The 23431-nt window shown below is 66.5% G+C and carries 22 protein-coding genes; 8 read left to right on the top strand and 14 right to left on the bottom strand.

Going from position 1 to position 23431, the window contains the following annotated elements; translation table 11 throughout:
• Positions 1-90 precede the first annotated feature (90 nt).
• The 4 genes from ACEN98_RS20745 to ACEN98_RS20730 all read right to left on the bottom strand — a co-directional run bounded on the left by ACEN98_RS20745 (position 91) and on the right by ACEN98_RS20730 (position 3233).
• Positions 91-672, bottom strand: a complete 582-nt coding sequence (locus ACEN98_RS20745; protein ID WP_413386867.1) for a TerD family protein — start codon at positions 670-672, stop codon at positions 91-93.
• A 20-nt stretch (positions 673-692) separates the two neighbouring features.
• Complete coding sequence (locus ACEN98_RS20740) at positions 693-1388, bottom strand: TIGR00266 family protein (RefSeq protein WP_413386865.1); 696 nt, start codon at positions 1386-1388, stop codon at positions 693-695.
• Between the two features lie 31 nt (positions 1389-1419).
• Positions 1420-1995 carry a TerD family protein gene (locus ACEN98_RS20735; protein WP_413386864.1) on the bottom strand — a complete coding sequence of 192 codons (576 nt, stop codon included), beginning with the start codon at positions 1993-1995 and terminating at the stop codon, positions 1420-1422.
• 167 nt (positions 1996-2162) lie between these two features.
• Positions 2163-3233, bottom strand: a complete 1071-nt coding sequence (locus ACEN98_RS20730; protein ID WP_413386863.1) for a DUF475 domain-containing protein — start codon at positions 3231-3233, stop codon at positions 2163-2165.
• Positions 3234-3355: 122 nt separating this feature from the next.
• Between ACEN98_RS20730 and ACEN98_RS20725 the strand changes: the two genes are divergently transcribed.
• The gene (locus tag ACEN98_RS20725; protein ID WP_413386862.1) at positions 3356-4270 is read left to right on the top strand and encodes a LysR family transcriptional regulator; all 915 of its coding nucleotides are present in this window, start codon (positions 3356-3358) and stop codon (positions 4268-4270) included.
• A 48-nt stretch (positions 4271-4318) separates the two neighbouring features.
• Complete coding sequence (locus ACEN98_RS20720) at positions 4319-5665, top strand: hemolysin family protein (protein ID WP_413386861.1); 1347 nt, start codon at positions 4319-4321, stop codon at positions 5663-5665.
• Here the strand turns inward: ACEN98_RS20720 and ACEN98_RS20715 are convergent.
• Both ACEN98_RS20715 and ACEN98_RS20710 read right to left on the bottom strand, forming a co-directional pair.
• Complete coding sequence (locus ACEN98_RS20715) at positions 5619-7688, bottom strand: acyltransferase family protein (protein ID WP_413386860.1); 2070 nt, start codon at positions 7686-7688, stop codon at positions 5619-5621. The genes ACEN98_RS20720 and ACEN98_RS20715 overlap by 47 nt on opposite strands.
• Before the next feature lie 186 nt (positions 7689-7874).
• The gene (locus ACEN98_RS20710; protein WP_413386859.1) at positions 7875-8699 is read right to left on the bottom strand and encodes an AraC family transcriptional regulator; all 825 of its coding nucleotides are present in this window, start codon (positions 8697-8699) and stop codon (positions 7875-7877) included.
• A gap of 85 nt (positions 8700-8784) precedes the next feature.
• Between ACEN98_RS20710 and ACEN98_RS20705 the strand changes: the two genes are divergently transcribed.
• The gene (locus ACEN98_RS20705) at positions 8785-9402 is read left to right on the top strand and encodes a glutathione S-transferase family protein (protein ID WP_413386858.1); all 618 of its coding nucleotides are present in this window, start codon (positions 8785-8787) and stop codon (positions 9400-9402) included.
• Here ACEN98_RS20705 and ACEN98_RS20700 read toward each other — a convergent pair.
• Together ACEN98_RS20700 and ACEN98_RS20695 are read right to left on the bottom strand one after the other, a co-directional pair.
• A complete protein-coding gene (locus tag ACEN98_RS20700; protein WP_413386857.1) occupies positions 9335-10252 on the bottom strand; it encodes a DMT family transporter in 918 nt (305 codons plus the stop codon). The two genes, ACEN98_RS20705 and ACEN98_RS20700, sit on opposite strands and share 68 nt — an antisense overlap.
• Positions 10249-11292 carry a TlpA family protein disulfide reductase gene (locus ACEN98_RS20695; protein ID WP_413386856.1) on the bottom strand — a complete coding sequence of 348 codons (1044 nt, stop codon included), beginning with the start codon at positions 11290-11292 and terminating at the stop codon, positions 10249-10251. The genes ACEN98_RS20700 and ACEN98_RS20695 overlap by 4 nt, the downstream gene beginning before the upstream one ends.
• Positions 11293-11357: 65 nt before the next feature.
• On the opposite strand from ACEN98_RS20695, the gene ACEN98_RS20690 reads away from it, so the two are divergent.
• From ACEN98_RS20690 to ACEN98_RS20670, 5 genes are all read left to right on the top strand, one after another.
• Positions 11358-12731, top strand: coding sequence for a PLP-dependent aminotransferase family protein (locus ACEN98_RS20690; RefSeq protein ID WP_413386855.1), 1374 nt, complete (start codon positions 11358-11360; stop codon positions 12729-12731).
• Between the two features lie 102 nt (positions 12732-12833).
• A complete protein-coding gene (locus ACEN98_RS20685) occupies positions 12834-13304 on the top strand; it encodes a nuclear transport factor 2 family protein (RefSeq protein WP_413338827.1) in 471 nt (156 codons plus the stop codon).
• A gap of 11 nt (positions 13305-13315) precedes the next feature.
• Positions 13316-14380, top strand: coding sequence for a sensor histidine kinase (locus ACEN98_RS20680; RefSeq protein ID WP_413386854.1), 1065 nt, complete (start codon positions 13316-13318; stop codon positions 14378-14380).
• The gene (locus ACEN98_RS20675) at positions 14377-15105 is read left to right on the top strand and encodes a LytR/AlgR family response regulator transcription factor (protein ID WP_413386853.1); all 729 of its coding nucleotides are present in this window, start codon (positions 14377-14379) and stop codon (positions 15103-15105) included. Before ACEN98_RS20680 ends, ACEN98_RS20675 begins: the two co-directional genes overlap by 4 nt.
• A complete protein-coding gene (locus ACEN98_RS20670; protein WP_413386852.1) occupies positions 15102-16250 on the top strand; it encodes an acyltransferase family protein in 1149 nt (382 codons plus the stop codon). Before ACEN98_RS20675 ends, ACEN98_RS20670 begins: the two co-directional genes overlap by 4 nt.
• 164 nt (positions 16251-16414) lie before the next feature.
• Here ACEN98_RS20670 and ACEN98_RS20665 read toward each other — a convergent pair whose 3' ends face one another.
• The 6 genes from ACEN98_RS20665 to ACEN98_RS20640 all read right to left on the bottom strand — a co-directional run bounded on the left by ACEN98_RS20665 (position 16415) and on the right by ACEN98_RS20640 (position 23430).
• Positions 16415-17035, bottom strand: a complete 621-nt coding sequence (locus ACEN98_RS20665; RefSeq protein ID WP_413386851.1) for a PEP-CTERM sorting domain-containing protein — start codon at positions 17033-17035, stop codon at positions 16415-16417.
• Positions 17036-17063: 28 nt separating this feature from the next.
• Positions 17064-19568, bottom strand: coding sequence for a cellulose binding domain-containing protein (locus tag ACEN98_RS20660; protein ID WP_413386850.1), 2505 nt, complete (start codon positions 19566-19568; stop codon positions 17064-17066).
• A gap of 101 nt (positions 19569-19669) precedes the next feature.
• Positions 19670-20740 carry an AI-2E family transporter gene (locus ACEN98_RS20655; RefSeq protein ID WP_413386848.1) on the bottom strand — a complete coding sequence of 357 codons (1071 nt, stop codon included), beginning with the start codon at positions 20738-20740 and terminating at the stop codon, positions 19670-19672.
• Between the two features lie 28 nt (positions 20741-20768).
• On the bottom strand, positions 20769-21368 hold the full coding sequence (locus ACEN98_RS20650) for an SCO family protein (RefSeq protein WP_413389065.1): 600 nt from the start codon (positions 21366-21368) through the stop codon (positions 20769-20771).
• Between the two features lie 2 nt (positions 21369-21370).
• A complete protein-coding gene (cyoE, locus tag ACEN98_RS20645; RefSeq protein ID WP_413338813.1) occupies positions 21371-22276 on the bottom strand; it encodes a heme o synthase in 906 nt (301 codons plus the stop codon).
• Positions 22273-23430 carry a COX15/CtaA family protein gene (locus ACEN98_RS20640; protein WP_413338811.1) on the bottom strand — a complete coding sequence of 386 codons (1158 nt, stop codon included), beginning with the start codon at positions 23428-23430 and terminating at the stop codon, positions 22273-22275. Before ACEN98_RS20640 ends, cyoE begins: the two co-directional genes overlap by 4 nt.
• Between the last annotated feature and the right edge of the window lies 1 nt (position 23431).

Raw genomic sequence — 23431 nt, 5'->3', positions numbered from 1 at the left:
CGAGGGAGCCGTTAAAGGGCGTGGGCGCCAAGCCGCCCACGTTGGATCTGCGGACGGAGACTGGTCCGCAGGGACGACAAAAAAATTACATCAGAGGTGCGGGACGATCAGCGGCATCAGGTCGTCGAAGGTGCGGCCAGTGCCGTTCTCGCCGATCGCATGCATCTTCCACTCGCCGTTATGGCGGTACAGCTTGGCCATGATCTGGGCCGTGTGCGAACCCTGCACCGACAGGTCGTAGCGCGCGATTTCCTTGCCGTTGCTCGTGTCGAACAGGCGGCAGAACGCGTTCTGGACCGTCGAAAAATTCTGGCCCGTGAAGCTGTTGACGGTGAAGACGAGCGACCTCACGTTCTCCGGCACCGTGCGCAGGTCGACGACGATCTGTTCGTCGTCGCCGTCGCCGGCCCCCGTGCGGTTGTCGCCGGTGTGCGTGATGCTGCCGTCACGGCTTTTCAGCTGGCGGAACCAGACCACGTCGACCGGGCGGTTCGATTCGTCGAACATCACGACCGACGCGTCGAGGTCGACCGCCTGGCTCTTCGCGCCGAAGCCGAAGAAACCGCCGGACTTCGCGACGTCCCAGCCGAGGCCCATCGTCACGCGGGACAAGGCGCCGCCGGCTTCCTTCTCCAGCGAGATCTTCTGGCCCTTCTGCAGATTGACTGCCATAGCTAATACTCCTTTGATTGTCAGCGTCCGGGCGCCTGCATCCACGCCTTGAACGTGGCGCGATTGCGCGAACAGACATAAATCTTGCCGCGACCGGAGAAGCGCAGGACGAGGCCCTCGCCGCTGGTCTGGCTGTTGATCAGGTTACCCAGGAAGCCGCCGCTGGTGCCGGTCGTGATCGAGACCTCGTAGTGCAGGGTGCTGTCCCAGGCGACGACGTGCGAGTTGTCGATGATCGCGTCCTTGCCCGGTTCCACATCGAGCACGTTCATCGAGCCGAAGCCGGAGACGACCACCTGGCCGCTGCCCGACGTCTCGGTCACGAAGAAGCCGCCGCTCTGGGCGAACAACGCGTTGCCGAGACTCTGGGTGCGCACGCGCAGGTCGACGCCGGAACTGGCCGCGACGAACGCGCCGTCGCTGATGATGAACTGGTTCGGGCCGCAGTCGACCACCTGCATCGCGCCCGGCAACGTGGGAGACAGCAGGCAGTCGCCGTCGCCGCGGGTCGCTTCGATGTGCTGCTGGAAGAACGACTCGCCGTTGGCGAAGGTGCGCATCAGCGCGCTGCCCAGGCCACCCTTCATCTTGCCCTTGAGGTCGAGGGTCGATTCCATCATGACCATCGCATCCGATTCGCAGTAGATGGTCTCACCGCGCTTCAGCGATACATGCAGGAAGGGATCGACGTCCCCGGTCACGGTAAACACTGGCATTTCTAGCTTCCTTTCAGGCCGGCGTTTTAAATTAGACGCTCACGCCATAGTTCTTGGCGAGGGGGCCGAGGCCGCCGTTGAAACCCTGGCCCACTGCGCGGAACTTCCAGTCCGCGCCGTTACGATACACCTCGCCGAAGATCATGGCCGATTCGGTCGAACCGTCTTCGGACAGGTCGTAGCGGGCGATCTCGCTGTTGTTGGCCGCGTTGATGCAGCGGATGAACGCCTTGCCGACCATGCCGAAATTCTGGCGGCGCGTATCGCCCTCGTGGATCGTCACGGCCAGCACGATGCGGTCGACGTCAGCCGGGACTTTCGTGAGGTCGATGTTGAGGGTCTCGTCATCGCCTTCGCCGGCGCCGGTGCGGTTGTCGCCCGAGTGGGTCACCGAGCCGTCGGACGACTTGGCGTTGTTGTAGAAGATGAAGTCGGCATCCGAGCGGACCTTGCCCGACTGGTTCAGCAGGAACGCGACGCCGTCCAGGTCGAACGCGGCGCCATCGGTGGCGCGCACGTCCCAGCCGAGGCCCAGTTTGAGGCTGGACAGGCCCGGTGCTTCCTTCGACAGGTTGACGTTACCGCCTTTTTGCAAGCTGATTGCCATGATGATTCTCCTTCGTTTTGATGTGAACACCCTGGTTGCCACATGCGGTGAACTGGTGTTCTGCCGTTCGCCGCTTATTCATTTGCCTTAGGATGAGCACCCCGTGCCCACGCGAACGCCGGCGAACCGCAAACGTCCGCGTGGGCGGAGGGCCGCCCCACCCTACGTCATTCCACTGCTGCTAACTCTTTACGATCCGATCCCAACGCTTCGTGCTTCTTGCGATACCGGATCGACGACCACACCGAGGCACCGATGAACGCGACACCCGCCAGGCCCGTGACCAGTTCCGGCACGTGGAACTTCATACTCGCCAGCATGATCAAGGCCAGGATGCCGATCGCGTAGTGAGCGCCATGCTCCAGGTACACGAACTGGTCGAGCGTGCCCTTTTCCACCAGGTACACCGTCAGCGAACGCACGAACATCGCACCGATCGCCAGGCCCAGCATGATGATCACGACGTCGTTGGTGATGGCGAACGCGCCGATCACGCCGTCGAAGCTGAACGATGCATCCAGCACTTCCAGGTACAGGAAGCCGCCGATACCGCCGCGCTTGACCATCTCGCCGACGTCGCCGCCACCCTCTTCCGACTTCTCGAGCAGGTTCGACAGCACGTCCACGCCGACGTAGATCAGGATGCCCCACAGGCCCGAGATCAGCACGACCATCTTCTGGGCTTCCGGCACCAGCGACAGGCTGGCCATCAGCGCGCCGATCGAGATCATCACGGCGATCGACGACACCTTGCCGAGCGAGCCGAGCTTGGCTTCGAAGTGGCCGAGCCAGTGGTGTTCCTTCTCTTCATCGAACAGGAAGTTCAGGAAGACCAGCAGCAGGAACATGCCGCCGAATGCCGCCACTTCCGCGTGGTGGTTCGTCAGGTGCATCGAGTACTGCTTCGGATCCTGCAAGGCCATGTTCCACACGTCCATCAGGCCCAGGTCGGCCGCCACCGCGACGATCACGAGCGGGAACAGCAGGCGCATACCGAACACGGCGATGATGATGCCGACGCCCAGGAACAGCTTTTTCCAGAACGCGTCCCAGGTCTTCAGCACGGAGGCGTTGACCACCGCGTTGTCGAACGACAGCGAGACTTCCATGACCGCGAGAATCGCGGCGATACCCATCGCCGTCAGCGCGCCGGCCACGCCGGCATGCTCGTAGCCCCACCATGCCGAGCCCAGCAGGCACAGCGCCGTGACGATGAATGACACCCTAAAATGCTTCATTCTTATGTCCCTTCTTGGGATATGTGTTGTTGACAAGGCGCAGTGTAGAGGCGATGATCCAATCGAAAAAGCGAAGATAACAAGAGAATCACTTCGAAAAAACCTGCGTTATTCACGTGATAATGAAATCCGACATCAATTTCCGCCACCTGTACTACTTCTGGGTCGTGGCCAACGAAGGGGGCATCACGCGTGCCGCCGAACGGCTGGGCCTCGCCGTGCAGACGGTCAGTTCGCAATTGACGCTGCTCGAGCAATCGTTGGGCAAGACGCTGTTCGCGCAGCAGGGCCGGCGCCTCGTGCTGACGGAAGCGGGCCGGCTGGCGCTGGGCTATGCCGACCAGATCTTCCTGCTGGGCGAGCAGATGCAGGAGGCGCTGAACGAGTTCGACAGCGGCCGCACGCGTCTCACGGTGGGCATCTCGGACTCGCTGCCGAAGCTGTCGGCCTACCGCATGCTGGAAGCCGTCACGCGCATGGACCGCCCCGTGCGCATCGTCTGCTACGAAGACCAGTTCGAGGCGCTGCTGGCCGACCTCGCGCTGCACAAGCTGGACGTCGTGCTGACCGACCGTGAAGTGCGCGCCGGCGCGACCCTGAAAGTGTTCAGCCACCAGCTGTTCGACAGCGAGATGGTGGTCGTGGGCACGCCCGCGCTCGCGCAGCGCTACGGCGGCGCGGACGACGAGTTCCCGAAGAATCTGAACGGCGCGCCGTTCCTGCTGCCGGCACGTAATAATGCCCTGCGCGGCAAGATCGACGAGTGGTTCGTACAGCACCACGTGCGGCCGGACGTGGTCGGGGAGTTCGAGGACAACGCGCTGCTCAACACGTTCGGCCGGCGCGGCCTGGGCCTGTTCTTCGCGCCGGCCGCACTGGCGGACGATGTCGCCGAGCAGTTCGGCGCCGTGCGGGTCGGGCTTGTTCCGACGGTGCGCGAACAGTTCTACATGATCTCGAGCGACCGCAAGATCATGCACCCGGCGGTCGAGGCCATCCTGGCGGGATCGCAAAAAGCGACGCACCCGGCGGCCTGACCGTTACAATGCAGCTCGGCTTTTGCCTTTCGAGTAAACATACCTTCTATGCAAAACGTATTGCTCGTCGTTCTCTCGCTGCTGCTGGTGGCGCTGAACGGCTTCTTCGTGGCGGCCGAATTCGGCATCGTCACCCTGCGCAAGACCCGCGTGCGCGCCATCGCCAAAACGGGCGGCCTGCGCGGACGCATCCTCTACAAGGTCCACAGCCAGCTCGACGCCTATCTGTCCGCGTGCCAGCTGGGCATCACGCTCGCGTCGCTGGGCCTGGGCTGGGTCGGCGAACCCGCGTTCGCGAACCTGCTGGAACCCGTGTTCTCGCTGCTCGGCGTCACGAGCCCGCAGATCATCCACGGCGTGTCGTTCGTCGTGGCGTTCAGCGTGATCTCGTTCCTGCACATCGTCGTGGGCGAGCTGGCGCCGAAGTCGCTGGCGATCCGCGTGCCGGAAGCCGTGGGCCTGTGGAGCGCCGTGCCGCTGTACGGCTTCTACTGGTCGATGTATCCGGCCATCTGGCTGCTGAACGAAAGCGCCAACCTCGTGCTGCGCGTCGCGGGCCTCTCGGGCGTGGGCGGCCACGAAACGCATTACTCGAACGACGAACTCAAACTGATCCTGCGCACCAACACGGGCACGCCGGCCGAACGCTTCACGCACGACGAGCGCCACATCCTCGCGCAGTCGCTGGAGTTCGCCCAGCACACGGTGGCGGACCTCATGCGCCCCATTAACGAGGTAAGCGCGCTGTACGCGAGCCGCTCGCTCGAGCAGAACCTCGACACGATGCGCCGCAACCGCTTTTCGCGCTACCCGTATTTCGACGAGGACGGCGAGGAAGTGCTGGGCGTGATCCACCTGAAGGACCTGTTTTTCGCCGAGCAGTCCGGCAAGGACGTCGATGACCTGACGGATTACCTGCGTCCCGTCGACCTGATCTCGGCGCGCACGCCGGCCATCGAGCTGTTCCGCCGGTTCCGCAGCGGCGCCCCGCACTTCGCGCTGATCGGAGAGAAAGGCAAGCGTCCGGTCGGCTTCATCACGCTGGACAACCTGCTGGGCGCCATCGTCGGCGAAATCCGCGACGAGTTCCGCCTCAACGAAAACGACTGGCTGCCGCAGGGCGACGGCACCTACATCGGCAAGGCGAGCCTGCCGATCGTCTCGCTCGAACGCGTGCTCGGCATCGACATCGACAACGAAGAGATGGGGCTCGATGAAGTCGAATCCGTCGGCGGGCTGTTGATGGCCAAGCTGGGGGATATTCCCAAGCAGGGGCAGCGCATCGAATTCCCGAAATTCGACGTCGTCGTCAAGAAGACCAACGGGCCGCGCATCCTGCTCGTCAAAGTCATTCCGCAGCTGGAGCGGGGGGCGGATGAAGACGATCTGGACTGAGAGAAGCAGTTCCTGACCTGTTCGCGTCGAGGAATGCGTTGAGATCTTTGCCGATCAGCCCGGCGGCATAGTCCGATATGTGGTCCGTATGGCCGTACAGGAAACGGCCGTCCTTGCGCATGCCGCAATAACCGGTCACGTCGTCGCACAGATATTTCGCCGTCTCGAACAGCGCCACGTCGTCGGTAAATACTGCGCGCACATCCTCCAGGACGGAACGGTATTTCTGCGACAACTGCAGTTGCCGATCCAACGAAATCCTGCATTTCTCATTTTCTGCGACAAACAGCTTGTTCACGACAGGAATCGACGTGATGCGGCCAAGGCAATCCTCCGGATGGGCCAATGTCGGGTTGTCGACGACCAGCACGACTTTCTTGCGGGCGCGAACGATCTTTTCGACGGTGTTACGCAAGCCTGCCGCGACCGCATCGCGATTGTTACTCGTAGGCAGGTCTTCGATGGTGTAGTCGTGCTCCAGCGAAAACATTGCGCGCGCAGATGTCGCAATGACGACTACCCGGATGTCCGGATTCGCCACCGCCGCGTTCACCATGGACGTTGCAACAGTCCGGTAGGGATTGAAGATACGGTTGTCGGACAAGATCGGCACGGAACCGCCGCCGGGTCCGTTATCGCCGATCAAGAGCCAGCGCCCCGCGGCGCTCGAGGTACGTACGACGCCGGGCCACAGCGCGCCTGCCTTGCTGTCGCCCAGCAACGCGTACTTGACGGGGCCGCGCGGATCCTTGAAGCAGCCGAAGAACAAGGCTTTGTCGGTCTCGCTCAATCCACAATCGTGCACGAGTTCCACGCCCGGACCGCCGTCGTTGCCGGTAGCGATCGAAGTATTGATCTTCACGACCTCGCGGAAAGCGAGCCCGTACCTGACAAACGTGTCGTAGCCCACCACCCCGACGACCGGCATCAGGGCCACCAGCGCTGCCACCTTGAACCCGGCGCGGCGGCGGCCCAGCCGTACGGGCCTTTCGACCAGCCGGTAAGTCAGCCAGGCAAGGACGATGGACACCAGCACGATCGCGCCGCGCACCGGAGCAGCCGGCACTTTGCTGTGGAGAATTCGGGCATACGTCAGCAATGGCCAATGCCAAAGGTACAGTGGAAAACTGATCAGCCCGATCCATACCGCGATCCGGTTCGACAGGATCACGCGATTGACCCAGGCGCCAGGACCCGCGAAGATCAGCAGCACCGCGCTCAGTACAGGGACGAGCGCCCATTTGCCTGGAAAGCCGACGCGTTTGTCGATGTGCCAGAAACCGAATGCCAGCAGCAGGGCCGCAACCACGGACATGGTGCTGGACCATCGTTCCAGCCGAGGCGCGTTCGCGGCCGTGAAGTTGGGCTTGTACAGCGTCACCCAGGCGAGAATACTTCCCAGCATCAGCTCCCAGAAACGCGTTTGCGGCGAATAGAAATCCGCAATGGCGTCTACCTTGACCTGGTGCAGATTCAAGCCGAAGGACAACAGGGCAACCAGTATGCCGATACTGAGCAGGTCAAGGCGTACGCGGTAGGAGAACCACAGCAACAGTGGCCAGACGATGTAGAACTGCTCCTCGACACCCAGGCTCCACAGGTGCAGTAGCGGCTTGGTGTCGGCCGCGTTATCGAAATAACCGGATTCGCTCCATAGCACGAGGTTGGAAACGAAGCCGGCGCCGCCGGCGATATGCTTGCCGAGTTGCATGTATTCGTCGCCCAGCAGGGAAAACCAGCCGAACGCGTAACAGAACACCAGGACGAGCAGCAGCGCCGGGAAAATGCGCTTGACGCGACGGAGATAAAACTCGGTAAAACTGAATGTCCCGCGGTCGAGGTTTTCATAGATAATCGTCGAGATCAAATAACCCGATATCACGAAAAACACGTCGACGCCGATGAATCCGCCTTTGATCCATTCCGGGAAGGCGTGGAAGGCGACCACCGACAGGACCGCGACGGCGCGCAAACCGTCGATGTCGCGCCGGTACTTGGGATGCGAAAGGTGAGGGAGTGACATGTTTGCGGCCGCGCGAGCGACAATTAACAATGCAAACCATCCAGCAAAGCAGGTAGCCTAGCCGGAAAAGTCACTGATATTCACGACGTGCATCAATCGACGCCGAGTGTCGTCTTTTTTGTATTAGCTACGCATCGGCGGTACGCGGATGCGGCGCTGGACACTGCTCCATGCGTCTTGAACAGGTCACGCGCCGAGCGCCTGCCGCGCTTCCTCGCGATACCGCCCCGGCGACTTGCCCACGAGCCGCCGGAAATCCGACGTGAAGTGCGCCTGGTCGAAATACCCGAGCCCCTGCGCCAGCGCGGCCAAGTCGACGTCCGCGCCTTGCGCCAGGCGATCCGCCGCCTCGTGCAACCGAAACCGCCGGATCACCCATTTCGGGCTCACGCCCACGTACTCGCTGAACAGCTGCTGCAGGCTGCGCACGCTCATGCCCGCCGTCGCGGCCAGCGCCTCCACCTGCGTCAATCCGGGCATCGATTCCACCGCGCGCAGGATCGCGGCGATCCGGTCGACCTGCGGATCGGGTGCCGGCAGTACGGAGCGCAGCAGCGCCCCCGCCGCCTCGATCATCGCGGCATCGTCCGTCGTATTCAAGACCGCATTCTGCGCGGCCCCCTCGTCCCACGGGAATACGTCGCCGAGCACCAGCACCTTGTCCGTGATCGTGTGCAGCGGCCGGCCGAGAAACGCGCGAAAAGCGCCCGCCCGGAAACGCAGCCCGCAGACCTTCCCCGCGTCCTTCAATTCGTAATCGAACGAGCCCGTCGTCAGGCCCCAGATGCCCGTGCGGGCGCGGTCGAACACGATGTGCACGCACGGGTACGGCAAGGTGCGCTGCGTGTGCGGCGGGCGGCCCTGCAAGTCCCACTCGACGATCCAGTAATGATCGAGGAACGGCGCCAGATCCGGCGGCGGCAGGTAGCGGCCGAGCCGGAACATCTTGCCGGCGAGCGCCGGCGCGACGACGCCCTTGGCGCGGTCGGTGACGGGGGGTGGCGTGGTCATCGGACCATTCTAGCATTCGCGTTTTTCCAAGACGGCAGCGGCAGGCAAGCCTACTCTGTCCGCTCACCGCCATCACGAGGACCCCATGAACCTGACCCTGTTCCACGCTCCGAATTCGCGCTCCGGCGCGACCCGCATCCTGCTCGAAGAACTCGGCGCGCCCTACCACCTGCATGTGCTGAACCTCAAAAAGAACGAGCAGCGCGCGCCGGCGTACCTGGCCATCAACCCGATGGGCAAGGTTCCCGCCATCCGCCACGGCGACGCCCTCGTCACGGAGCAGCCGGCCGTCTTCATCTACCTGGCCGACCTGTTCCCGCAAGCCGGCCTCGCGCCCGCGCTAGGCGATCCGCTGCGCGGTCCCTATCTGCGCTGGCTCGCGTTCTACGGCTCGTCGTTCGAGCCGGCGATCACCGACCTCGCGATGAAGCGCGAACCCACGCCGCCGATGATGTGCCCGTACGGCGACTTCGACACGATGCTGGCCACCTTGACGGCCCAGCTGCGCGCGGGCCCGTACCTGCTGGGCGAACGCTTCTGCGCCGCCGACGTCCTGTGGGGCATCTCGCTCGGCTGGGCCACGATGTTCAAGCTGGTGCCGGAGCTGCCCGAGATCATGGCCTATATCGACCGCGTCAGTTCACGTCCGGCCGCGCGCCGGGCCGCGGAAGCGGATGCGCTGCTCGCGGCCGCACAGGGTTGACGAGGCCAGTCGCCAGCGCCGTCCCCAGCACGATCAGGGCGCTGCCGGCCGCCATCGCGGTCGTAACAGTCTCGCCGAGGAACAGCACGCCCCACAGCACGCCGAACGCGGGCACGAGGAACGGCACGGCCATCGTCTTCGCCGCGCCCACGCGGGCGATCAGGCGGAAGAACAGCACGTACGCGAGCGCCGTGCAGAGCGCGCCGAGGCACAGCAGCGCGCCCCACGCACGGGGCGAAGGCAGCGCGGCCGGATGCAGGGCCAGTGCTGCCGGCGCCAGCACGAGCGCGGCGGCCAGCTGGCTGCCGGCGGCGACGGCCAGCGGCGGCACGGTCGCGAAATAACGCTTGCTGAAATGGGCGGAGAACGCGTACAGCATCGTGGCCGCCACGCATGCCGGCACGGCCCATCCCGTCGCCCCCGGCTTGAAACCGGCGTTGTCCGCCACGAGCCACACGACACCGCAGAACCCGAGCGCCAGCCCGGCGGCGCGCGTGCGGCCGATGGCCTCGCCCAGCCACGCGCGCCCGATGACGGCCGCGTACAACGGCGTGGCCGCGTTGAAGATGGCGGACAGGCTCGCGTTGATGCCCTGCGCCGCCAGCGCGAACAGCACGAACGGCAGCGCGGAATTCGTCAGGCCCACGAGCAGCACCGGCTTCCAGTGCCGGCGCAGTACACTCCAGTCGCCGGCCAGCAGCGGCAGCAACAGCGCGGCGGCGATGGCGGCGCGGGCACCCGCCAAGGTCAGCGCGCCGAACTCGCCGGCGCACACGCGCATGAATGGATACGATGCGCCCCACAGCGCGGCCAGCGCCGTCAGGCAGGCAATGTCGCTCTTCTTCATCATTGCCCCCTCGCCGCGCGCAGCGCCGCATCGAGGCCGCGTTCCTCCGGCCCCAGCACGCGCGCCACGCGGCCCTCCGCGTCGATCAGCACGACGCTCGGAATGGCGCGGATGCCGAAGGCGGCGAACACCGCGCCGTCGCGGTCGAGCGCGACCGGCGGCGTGCCGGGATGCGCCTTCGCGTAGGCCGCCAGTTCGGCGGTCGACGTCCACAGCGGCGCGGCGACGGCAAGCCAGTCCACGCCGCCCCGTTTCATCAGGCGCGTCGCGTCCTCGCGCACGCGCCGGCAGGCCTGTGAGGTGGCCGGACGGGTCTCGCGCAGATACGTCTCGCACCACGGCGCAAAGAACACGAGCGCGCGCGGCTTGCCGGCCGCGCCGGCGGGCAGGTCGACACCTTCGACCTTGTCGCCGACATGGAACACGCGCGCCGCCTGCGCCTGCGGTGCCAGCGCGACCGGTTGCGCCGGCGCCGCCGCGGCCCGGCCTTGCGCGGCCCGATCCAGCGCCGCATGCAGGGCCGCATCGTCGAGATGGCCCACGTACGCGATGCGGCCGTCGGCGCCGATCAGCACGTGCTGCGGCGTCACGCGCAGGTTCAGGCGGCGCCCCAGGGTGCCGTCGTCGAGCGCGATCGGCATCGTGAGGCCGTGGCGGGCGCGGTAGGCGCGCACGTCGGCCTCGGTGTCGCTGAAGCCCGCATTGACGGCGATGACGTCGATGCGCTTGCCGTACTGCCGGTGGATGCGTTCGAAGCCCGGCATCTGCTGCAGGCACGGCGCGCACCACGTGGCCCAGAATTTCAGGTAGACGGGCTTCCTGCCGTAGCGGGTGGCGAGGTCGATGGTGCCGCCGTCGAGCGTGCGCAGGACGGCGGCCGGCGCCGGCTGGCCGATCAGCGGCTGGCCGGCGTGCGCGGCGCGGCTGGCGCCGTCGTCCGCGGCCCCGCAGGTCGCGCAGGCGAACAGCGCGGTGGCCAGGGCGGAGATGAAGTGGATGAGGGTCATGGGATCCTTCATGGTGACGGTGGATGAGGCTTTCATCGTAGTCGCCACTTGGATCAGGCCAAAGACGCAAGAATTGCATGAATCCCTGTACCATTCACCGCATGGACCTTTCGATCAACATCGACCGCGGCGCACGTACACCCGTCGCCGGCCAGATCGCCGCCGCGATCGGCGCCGCCATCCACGACGGCCGTCTCGCTCCCGGCGCCCGGCTGCCGTCCTGGCACGACCTGGCCGTGCAGCTGGGCGTCGCACGCGGCACCGTGCGCGCCGCCTACGACAGCCTGCGCGACCAACAGCTCATCGTCACCGCCGGCGCGGCCGGCACGCGCGTGGCGCGGCAGGCGGTGCGTGCGGGCACCGCGCCCGAACGCCCGGCTACACCGCCGCCGCGCCTCGCCGCACCGGTCCCGTTCCAGGTCGGCGTGCCGGGCCAGGACGTGTTCCCCTTCAAGACGTGGTCGCGCATCATGGGCCGTGCCGCGCGCGCCGCGGCCGCGCAGCCGCTGGGGTATCCCGATCCGCGCGGCGAACCGGTGCTGCGCGCCGCCATCGCGGCCTACCTCGGCATCGCGCGCGGCGTCGCATGCCACCCGTCGCAGGTGTTCGTCGCGAACGGCCATGCCGCCGCGCTCGGCCTCGCCCTGCGCGCGCTGCGCCTGGAAGGACGCACCGCGTGGGTCGAGGATCCCGGCTACGCGTCGGCGCGTACCGTGCTCGCGCAACATGGCGTGACGCCGTCTCCGGCGCCCGTCGATGCGGAGGGACTCGACGTAGCGGCGGGCATCGCATCCTCTCCGAAGGCGGCACTGGCGGTCGTCACGCCGGGCCAGCAGGCGCCGTTGGGCATGACCCTGTCGCTGGCGCGCCGGCATGCGCTGCTCGACTGGGCCGCGCATGCCGGCGCGTGGATCGTCGAGGACGACTACCTGGGCGAGCTGCAGCTGCAAGCCCGCGCCACGCCGGCGCTCGCCGCGCGCGACCATGCCGGCCGCGTGCTGCACATCGGGACCTTCAGCAAGACGATCGCCCCGGCGCTGCGCGTCGCCTTCCTCGTCGTGCCGCCCGCGCTGGCGCCCGCGGTTGCCGGCGTGGCCGATGTCGCCGCGGCGGCGCCGGCACCCGCGATCCAGTTCGCCATCGAGGAATTCCTGCGCGACGGCCACTACCTGCGCCACCTGCGCCACATGAAGCGCGTGTACGCCGAGCGCCGTGCCGCGCTGTGCGCCTGCCTGCGCGATCTCGGCCTGGCGCATGCCGAGGCCGGCCTGTCCGTGCTGCTGCCGCTGGCGGACGGCGTCGACGATGCCGCGCTGGCCGCGCGGGCGCGCACGGTGGGCCTCGCGCCGTCCGCCCTGTCGTGGTGGCGCGCGCAAGAAGACGATGCGCCCGGCGGCCTGCTGCTGGGCGTGACGAACGTGCCGCCCGGGCGGGCGCAGGCCGCGTGCGCGGCGCTGGCCGCGCTGCTGCGCTGAGCCGCTACCGGTTCGCCGCACGGCGCGCACGGTCCGGCGCAGCGTGCTGGCCCGCGCGCGCGGACACGCCTATCGTGGTGTCTTTCCATATCGGGAGCCGCCATGCGCGCCTTGTTTTCTCTCTTCCTCGCCCTCTGCCTCGCCGGTCCGGCGCACGCGGCCAATGCCGAAGACGCGGCCATCCGCCAGCTCGTGCAGCAATTCCAGACCGCCATCGTCGCGCGCGACGGCAAGACCCTCGGGTCGCTGTTCGTGCAGGAAGGCGGCAGCTGGTGGTCCGTGCTGGACGAACCGACGTATGCGGCGGCCAAGGCGCGCAATCCGGCCGCGCGGCGCCTGGAGCCATCGACATGGCAGGAGTTCGCCGAATTCGTCTCGCACAGCGCCAGGCCGATCGAGGAGCGCTTCTACGACGTGCGCGTCCGCACGAACGGCACCGTCGCTTCCGTGTGGTTCGATTTCGACTTCCTCGCCGACGGCAAGGTGACGAACCGCGGCAGCGAAACGTGGCAGCTCGTGCGCACGGACGATGGCTGGAAAATTGTCGCGATGCTGTATTCCGTCCACCAGTGACGCGGGCTAGAATGGCCGATCCGTCCACACGCCACGCCGCCGTGAAAGAAGACACGCCCCTGCTCGTCCCCGTCCTCGCCGCCCTGCCGGTATTCACCTGCATGGTGATCCTCGGCCTGCCCGCGCTGGGCCATGGTTACGCGCCCATGTTCCGCACGCTGTTCTTCGTCGCGTGCGCCGTCTGGACCGTGCCGCTGGTCCTGCTGCAGCGCGCGCTGTGGCGCCAGGGCCGCGCGTGGTGGGCGATGACGCTGGTCCTGCTCGCGGCGTCGTATGCGATGGCGGTCGCGAACTCGCTGCTGGGCCAGTGGCTGTCGATCGCGCTCGGGCTGGAGACGGGCTACCACTGGGACGACCTCCTGCGCGGCCTGGACGGCTGCTGGCTCGCGCTGGTCGCGTTCTGCGCGATGCATGCGGTGGCCGTGTACTACCTGTCGCTGCAACGCATCCGGCTGCGCCTCGCGCAGGCGCTCGCGGATGCGCGCGACGCCGAACTGCGCGCGCTGCGTCTGCAGGTCAATCCGCACTTCCTGTTCAACACGCTGAACGCGGTGTCGGCCCTCGTCGCGGCCGGCGCGAACCGCGACGCGAACCGCATGCTCGCCCGCGTGTCCGATTTTCTCCGCGCCACGCTGGCGCACGACGGCCGCCACGAGCACACACTGGCCGAAGAACTGGCGCTGACGGAAGCCTATCTCGACATCGAAAAAGCGCGCCTCGGCGAGCGCCTGCAACTGGCGATGCATGCGGGGCCCGACCTGCTCGATGCCGCCGTGCCCTATTTGATGCTGCAGCCGCTCGTCGAGAATGCCGTGCGCCACGGCATCGCGCCGCTCGCCGCGCCGGGCCGCATCGACATCCGCGTCGACCGCGCGGACGACCGCCTGTGCGTGGACGTGCGCAACGACGGCGCCCAGCCGACGCAAGGCGGCGGCGGCATCGGCCTCGCCAACGTCGCGAACCGCCTGCGCCATTTGTACGGCGATGCCCAGCGGGTCGACGCGGGCTGGCGCGACGGCCGCTTCCACGTGTCGCTGACGTTGCCCCTCAGGGTGAGCACTGGGGTGGCGGCATGATGCGCGTCGCGATCGTCGACGACGAACCGCTGGCCCGGCTCGCCGTGAAGGCGCGACTGGCGCGCCACGCGGACCTGGCACTGGTGGCGGAATACGGCGATGGCGACACGGCCGCCGCCGGCCTCGCGGCCATCCGGCCCGACCTCGTGTTCGTCGACGTCGAGATGCCCGGCAAGAACGGCCTCGACATGCTGGCCGCCCTGCCCCGCGCCGCGCGGCCGCTGGCGATCCTGCTCACGGCCCACGACACCTTCGCCGTGCGCGCCTTCGACCTGGCCGCCCTCGACTACCTGTTGAAACCCGTCGACGACGACCGCCTGGACGAAGCACTGGACCGCGCCCGCACGGCCATGACGCACATGCGTCCCGCGCCAACGCCCGCATGGACGCGCAACTTCACGGTGCGCGTGGGTACCCGCACGGTGCTCGTCGACGCGGCCGACGTCGAGCGCATCGAGGCCGACGGCGACTACGCCACGCTGCACGCGGGCGGCAAGACCTACCTCGTGCGCGAACCGCTGCAGGAACTGGCCCGGCGCCTCGATCCGGCCCGGTTCCAGCGCGTGCACCGGTCCAGCATCGTGCGCCTGAACGTCGTCGCCGAACTGCGTGCGCTGACGAACCGCGACGCCATGCTGCGCCTGCGCGACGGCACTTTGCTGCGCGCGAGCCGAACGTACATGCCTGCGCTGACGCAGGCGCTGACCCTTCTTGCGCATCCATGATCCAATCTGCCTTCACTGCCCGCCTGCGCGGCCTCGACCTGCTGCGCGCCGCCGCCATCCTGCTCGTCCTGATGAGCCACTACATGGGTTTCGTCAGCCACGCGCCCACGTTCGGCGTCGTCGGCCAGGTCGGCTGGGCCGGCGTCGACCTGTTCTTCGTGCTGAGCGGCTACCTGATCGGTAACCAGCTGCTGGCCCCGGCCGCGCGCGGGGAATCCCTGTCGCTGAAGACCTTCTTCATGAGGCGCCTGCTGCGGACGCTGCCCAATTACTACGTCGTGCTCGCCGCTTATTTTCTAATCCTCTGGTTGTTTCCCGGCGCGCCGCTCGGCGGTTCCAGCATGGCGGACCCGTGGCGCTTCCTGACGTTCACGCAGAACTTCGGGCTCGCCTACGGCCAGACGTTTACACACTCCTGGTCGCTGTGCATCGAGGAGCAGTTTTATGTGCTGCTGCCCCTCGTCGTGCTGGCCCTCGCACGCATCGGCTTTCCCGTGCGGTTCGCGTGGGGCCTGCTCGTGGGCGGCATCGTCGCGGGCATGGCCACGCGCGCCGCGGCGTATGCGCTGCACGGGCACGATGCGTTCATGGCCGAGGTCTATTATTCGAGCTTATGCCGCGCCGACGAACTGCTGCCCGGCGTCGCCATCGCCCTGCTGCGCAAGTTCCATCCGCACGCATTCACTCGCCTTCTGCGCCACGCGAACGCGCTGTGCGCGGCGGGCCTCGCGCTGGGCGTCGGCATCCTGACCTGCATCCACCTCGACTGGCCAACGACAGCCTTGACGTCGACGTTCGGGTTCTCGCTGCTTGCGATCGGCTGCGCGCTGATGACGTGCGCGGCGCTGTCCCCGGCGTGCATCCTGAATCGCATCGACATTCCCGGCGCGTCGCAACTGGCGCTGTGGTCGTACGCCGTGTACCTCGTGCACAAGCCCGTGTTCATGGCGCTGCGGCCGCACATCGAGCGCCTGCACATCGATGCGGGCGCACCGCTCACCGTCGTCGCCGTCATGGGCGCGGGCTGCGCCGGCGGTTGGGTGCTGTACCGCTGCGTGGAGACGCCGTTCATGCGGCTGCGCGCGCGCCTGACCACCGCTCATACCGCCGACAACGCATTCCATCGCACGGCCGGCGTGCGCTGATCAGGGCAGGTCTACAGTGGCATCATCGCCACCGTGGAGAGCCCGCCATGCTGGAACTGCAGGGCGGACATCGTCGGCTTCCATGGCAATGCTACCGTCATGTCGAGCCTCGCGTGGGCGAGACTCGACGGAACAGACGTGCCCAGCCGGCCTGACGATTTACTTCACGCCGCCGCGCCAGGCGCCTTGCGGCGGCGCGCGCGGCCCAGGATCAGGGCGAACGCGCCCATGCCGAGCACCAGCGGGCTGGCCGGCTCGGGCACCGTGCCGCTGGGGGGAACGGAAACGGCGGTGGTGAAGTCGTCCATGACGAACCAGCCGGTATCGCGCGTGATGGTCAGCGACGACACGTTGTCGAATGCCGCGGCCGCCCACGTGTAGCTGCTGCCGATCGCGACCGGACCGGTCGTGCCGATGAGGTGATTGAAGGCGTCATAGGCGGAGATGGCGATCCACGACGCCTTGTCCGCGGCGCCAATCGGCGCCGCGAACCACGCGCCGGCAAAGTTGAACGGCGTGGCGCTGCCGATGGTGGCGCCGTCGGAGCCGAAGCCGTTCACGGCGAAATGCGTGCCGCCGTGGGCGCCGTTGCCGTAGCCGTCGATGCCGGTGTCGCCTGCATACCAGTCGTCGCTGAAGGTCAGGCCGGCATACGGATTGAGATCGGCCAGGCCGGCGAAGTCGCCGTCCGTGGCCACGTCCTCGAAACCGACGATACCGGCGTTGGCGGCGCCGGCCAGCATCAGGCTGGCGCTGGCGATCAATGCGAACAGAGTCTTTTTCATGGGAATACCTTTGCTGTATCGGGGTTCGTTATTTGCAGATGTCGCCGGTCACTTGCGGGACATTCGCGTTCAGCGCGTCCTGGCCCGCGATGACGAAGCCGAGCGAGGCCGTGCCGCCCGGCGCGATGTCCTTGTTCCAGCCGCCGCCGTCCGACGCCGTGAATGTCGGTGCGGTGCCCGTCACGACCCCGTTCCACGCGCTGCCCGACACATACGTGCCATCGCTGTAGGTCCAGGACACCTCCCAGCCATGCAGCGTCTCCGTGCCCTGGTTGGTGATCGAGACGGTGGCCATGCCGCCGCCCCACCAGGTGCTGGAGAGTTCGTACTTGCACACGGCGGTGGGCGCCGGCTTGACCGGAACCTGCGGAACCACTTGCACGTCGCCGGTCGGATCGATCTTGCCGTAGGCGATGCCGCGGCCGTTGGTGCTCATGTAGACCAGGCCATACGTGTTCATGTCGCCGGTGACCCAGCGTCCCAGCGTGCCGCCGTATTGATGGGCGTCGTCGTTGACGCGGTCCCAGTGGGCGCCCTTGTCGATCGAGCGCAACAGGCCACGCGACGTGCCCACCGTACCCCACATGTAGAGCGTCGGATAGCTGGCGCCAGGCGCTTCCTTGCCCAGGCCCATGGTGCCGCAGGAGCTGATCCCGCCGACGCTGGTGAATGTGGCGCCCGAATCGGTCGAATGGGAGATGCCCTTCGAACCCACGCAGGCCCACACGTCGCCCTCGATGCCGGGCGTGGCGCGCACGAGGCTGTTACCGCCGGCCGGCAGGGTGGCCTTGGCGTCGAACGACACGCCGCCGTCGGTGCTGACCAGCATCTTGCCCGTGCTAATGTCGTAGACGTAGAACTTGGCCGGGTTGACCCGGTCGGCGACCGGATAGGCGTCCTTCACGGACAGACCGGCCACCGGCGTCCAGTTGGCGCCGAAGTCGGTCGAGCGATACGTGGTGGGCGAACCTTCCGGGCTGTGCAGCAGCACGGCGCCGTCGGCCGACAGCGCCAGGTTGCCGAACTTGCCGTTCATGGTCGGCGCCTTTTGCCAGCTCGCGCCCGTATTGGTCGAGATGTACATGGCGTTCGAGCCGACCCGCGCCATCACGTGCGTCGCCTGCGGCGCCACGGCCAGGCCGGTCGTCGTGCCGACGCCCGGCGAATGGCGCAGCGCGTACTGGGACGGATCGGGCTGGGTGAAGCCGTCGTAGTCGCCGATGACGGACACGAACGGGCCGCCCGGGATGGCCTCGGCGGCGAACGAACCGGTTTCTTCCATGCCTTTCACGTCGAACTTCCAGACGCTCGTCGTTGCGTCGAGATCGGTGGTCCTGAACACGCCGTTACCCGAGATCACCCACGCGGTCTTCGGATCGAACGGGTCGAACTCGACGTCGCCGGCCCAGTGGATCGAGGATTCCTTGACCCAGTCGATACCGTTCGGGTCGATCTCCATGCCGCGTTGCATCAGGTCGACCCAGGAACGGCCGGCGTCGTAGGAGGTGAAGATGTGGTCGCCGTACCCGTCCGGGTTCTTGTGCTGCAGCCAGTACATGTTGGTGGTCGACGCGATCAGGTGCTTCGGATTGCTCGGGTCGACGCTGATGCCGGCGAACGCATTGGTCATGCCGGCCGGCGTGATGTTGGTCCAGGCGCCGCCAACCATGTTGTATTCCCAGACCTGGCCCGCGGTCATCGGTTCGCTGTCGTTCTGGCCGTGCGGTCCGGCGCCGTTGGCATAGGTCAGGTACAGGCGGCCCTTGTTCGTCAATGCCGCGCGCTGCGGCATCAGGTTCGCCGGCGCACCCGCGACCGGGGCGAAGGTGATGCCGCCGTCCTTGCTCATGTACAGGTTCGGTCCGACCGAGCCGTAACGCGATACGCCGACGAAAATGCGCTTGGCCGTCCCGCCGCTGACGCTGGTCGGATCGAGCAGCACGAAGCTGATGCCGTTGCCGTTGGGCGTCGAGGCCACGTTCAGCCCGTTCACGTGAGTCCAGGTCGCGCCTGAATCGACGCTCTTGAACAGGCCGTTGTCGCGCGTACCGACGAACAGGACGTTGCTCGAACCCGGGTCGACCTGCAGTCGTTCGCCGTTCGAGCGGCCCATGCCATTGCCGTGGGCCTTGAACTGGGCCGTCACATCGACCAGGTCGAAATGCTGGCCGTAGTCGGTGGAGCGCATGATCACGGTCTTGCCGTTGCTGAAGTAGCTGGTGCCGGCCAGCATGTAGACGGTGCCCGGGTTGCGCGGGTCGACCGCGATCGACTCGACGCCCATCAGGCCGGTATCGCTTTCGCTGATCCAGTCCGTCAGCGCGACCCAGCGTTCGTTATGGGCATCCCAACGGTAGGAACCGCCCACGTCGGTGCGGGCGTAGATCACGCCGCGCTCGAGTTTACTTGGGATGATTCCGCTGACAAAACCGCCGCTGCCCATTGCAACGTTGTCCCAGCGGTAGGTCTCGGCGTTCGCGCCGAGCGAGACCAGCAGACCCAGCGTCAGGGCCAGCGTTTTTTTCAATTGCATCGTCGTCTCCGTTTTTGTTCGTAGTGGATCGAACAATTGTGCATTCAGGAGACGAACGTTAATAGTCCATTAATCACCAAAGAAACTAACGAAATATCACTTTAGACGCCGTTGCCGTTCTGCCTGACGATCGGATCCTTCGTATGGGTCCACCCGCTCATCAGCGAATAACCTACCGCGAGCAGCGTGGGTCCGATGAACATGCCGACGAAGCCGAACGCGATCACGCCGCCCAGCACGCCCAACAAGGTCAGCAGGAACGGCAGGCTGGAGCCGCGGCTGATCAGCATCGGGCGCACGACGTTGTCGACGCCGCTGATCAGGAAGAAGCCCCACACGAGCATGAAGATGGCCCATCCCGTCTCGCCCTGCGCGAACAGCCAGATGGCCGCCCCGCCCCACACGATCGGCGGCCCGACGGGAATCAGCGACGACACGAACACGAGCACGGACAGCAGCGGCACCGCGGGCACGCCCGCGATGAAGAAGCCCAGCGCGGCGACGAGCGCCTGCGCCAGCGCCGTGCCGAGCAGGCCGTACATCACGCCGCGCACGGTCTGGCTGACGGTCTCCGCGACCGATTCCGCCTCCTCGTCCATGATGCGGTGCATGGCGGCCCTGATGACGGCCATCAGCGCTTCGCCGTCGCGATAGAAAAAGAAGCTGACGAATGCCGCGAGGCTCATCTGCGCGACGCCCGCCCCCAGCATTATCCCGCCGGACAGCAGCGCGTGGCGTGCCGGTTCGACCATGCGCCGCGCGAGTTCCATCATGCGGTCACGGCTGGCGACGAGCTGGCGCAGGTAGTTGTCGAGCTGGTCGCCGACGAGCGGGATGTCGCGGATCCACTTGGGCGGCAGCAGCTCGCCCTGGTTCAAAGCGGCGCGGATCTGGTCGAACGACGACGCGACGTTGTCCGCGAGGTTGTACGCGACGAGCGCCAGCGGGATGATCACGAGCAGCGTGAGGGAGAGCGTCATCGTCAGCGCAGTGAGCGTGCGCCGGCCGCGCAGGCGCAGCAGCAGGCGCTGGTACAGGGGCCAGGACGAGATGACGACGGCGGCCGCGAACAGGATCGCGGCCAGGAAGGGTTGCAGGACGTAGAGGCAGCCGAGCGTCAGCAGGATGACGACGGCGGCACGCGTGTAGTTTCTACCTGGTCGTTTGTCCATTCAGCCTGATCATCGGGTGTTTACGATGTCAGGATAATAACTCACGCAGATCGTGCACGATAGGATCGGGGCCCTGGCCATGGCGGATGAACAGGCGCAGGCGGCCGTCGCGGTCGAAGACGTAGCTGCCGGCCGTGTGGTCGATCGTGTAGCTACCCGGGTCCGTGCCCGGCACCTTCGAGTAGAACACCTTGAATTCCTTGGCCGTCTTCGCCGTCTGCTCGGGCGTGCCGCGCAGGCCGAGGAAGCGTTTGTCGAACGCGGGCACGTAGTTGGCCAGCAGTTCCTGCGTGTCGCGCTCGGGGTCGAGGGTGACGAACAGCACCTGCACCTGGTCGGCCAGCGGCCCGAGTTTCTGCATCACGGCGGCCATTTCCGCCATCGTGGTCGGGCACACGTCCGGGCATTGCGTGTAGCCGAAGAAGACGACGACGGCCTTGCCCTTGAAGTCGGCCAGCGTGCGCGGCTTGCCGGTGTGGTCGGTCAGCGTGAAGCCTTTCGCGTAATCGAGGCCGGTGACGTCGGTGTTCTGGAACGATTCCTTCTGCTTGCCCGGCAGCTTGTCGCATGCGGCGAGGGAGACGGTCAGCGCGCAGGCGGCGACGAGGACGGGCAGCAGTTTTTTCATCATCAGATCGGCAGGTATTGTTTGACGTAGTGGTCGACGAGCAGCGCCGCGAACAGCAGCGACAGGTAGACGATGGACCAGGCGAAGGCCTTGCGCGCGACCTGGTCGCTGTAGTGCTTGTGGATCAGCCAGCCATGGCGCAGGAAGATCGCGTTCAGCACGATGGCCGCCGCCAGGTACACGACGCCGCTCATGCCGACGGCGAACGGGAACAGCGTGCAGGCCGCCAGCGCGACGGAGTACAGCCACACCTGCTGGCCCGTGTACTGCATGCCGTGCGTGACGGGGAGCATCGGCAGGCCGGAACGCACGTAGTCGTCGCGGCGGTACATCGCCAGGGCCCAGAAATGCGGCGGGGTCCAGACGAAGATGATCAATACGAGCAGCCAGGCTTCCATCGGCACCGTATTCGCGACGGCGGCCCAGCCGAGGGCCGGCGGCATCGCACCCGACAGGCCGCCGATGACGATGTTCTGCGGTGTGTTCGGTTTCAGCAGGACCGTGTAGATCAGCGCATAGCCGACGAAGGTGACGAACGTCAGCCACATCGTCAGCGGATTGATCATCGTGTACAGGATGCCCATGCCGGCACCGCCGATGATCGCGGAAAAAATCAGGACCTGCGTGGTCGACAGCTCGCCCATCGCGGTGGCGCGGCGCGCCGTGCGGGCCATGCGGGCATCGACTTCCGCCTCGATCAGGCAGTTGACGGCGAACGCGGCGCCGGCCAGCAGCCAGATGCCGATCGTGCCCCAGACGAGCACGTGCCAGCCCGGAAAGCCGTCGGTGGCGAGGAACATGCCGATCACGGCGCAGAAGACGGCCAGCTGCGTGACGCGCGGCTTGGTCAGCGCCCAATATTGCGTGACGCGGCTGGGCGGTTTGTGGATGGCGGTTTGCGTAATCATGGGTGGCTCGCGGACGTCGCCGCCTCACGTCGTGGACTGCGCAGCGCCAGCTCGAGTTGATACTGTACCTTGTAGTTTAACATGGTCACCAGAAGGACGAGGCCAGCCGCCCCCGCGTTGTGGAGCACGGCAATCGGCAACGGAAAGTTCAGGAACACCGTCGCGATGCCGGTCGTTGCCTGGGCGACAAGCACCAGCGCCAGGTTGCGCGCCGTGCCGTGCAGGCCCGGCAAACGCCAGGTGCGCCACGCCGTATAGCCCAGTACGAGGACGACGACGAGTGCGAAGTTGCGGTGCACCCAGTGGATCGCCGTCAGCGCGGAAAACGGCAGGTAATGCCCGGCCGCCGTCTTGCCCAGCTCGCGCCACAAGGTGAAACCATGTTGCCAATCCATCTCTGGGACAATTTGTCCATTACAAAGCGGGAAATCGCTGCACGCGAGTGTCGCGTAATTGGTACTCACCCACCCGCCCAATGCCAATTGGACAAGCAGCACGGCGCCCGACAGCCAGGCCAGCGGACGCAGCTTGCGTAGCACGGTGGGCGGGACGGCCGGCGGCGGGGCCAGCAGGTTGTCTTCGCGTCCGGCCAGCCACACGGCCAGCGCCAGCAGGGTCAGGCCGAACAGCAGGTGCAGCGTGACGATGACCGGCTGCAGTTTCAGGGTGACGGTCCACGCGCCGAACGCGCCCTGCACGCACACCCACAGGAAAAGGAGTGTCGGCAACGCCGGGCCATGCGTGGGCCGCACACCGCGTGCCCGCGCACGGCGCCATTCCAGCCACGACGCCACCATCAACCCGATGATCAGGAAGCCGATGCCCATCGCGAGGAAGCGGTGGATCATCTCGATCCAGGCCTTCACCTTCGTCACGGGTCCAGTGGGCATCAGCGCCTCGGCCGCGGCGATGTGTTCATGCGCGAGGAACGGGTTCGCTTCGCCGTAGCAGCCGGGCCAGTCGGGGCAGCCGAGGCCGGAGTCCGTCAGGCGCGTAAAACCGCCGAACACGATCAGGTCGAACGTGAAGAACGCGATCACCCACGCCAGCTTGCGGTATTTGTGGGTGCCCGTCGCCGTCCACACGAGCGCGAGCGGCACGCTGGCCGCCAGGATGCCGGTCAGGGCCAGCAGGATGAAATTCGAGACTTCCATT

This window comes from Massilia sp. CT11-137, from assembly GCF_047302885.1.
GTDB classification, from domain to species: Bacteria; Pseudomonadota; Gammaproteobacteria; order Burkholderiales; family Burkholderiaceae_D; genus Telluria; species Telluria orientalis.
This window is presented reverse-complemented; position numbering and strand designations above follow the sequence as displayed.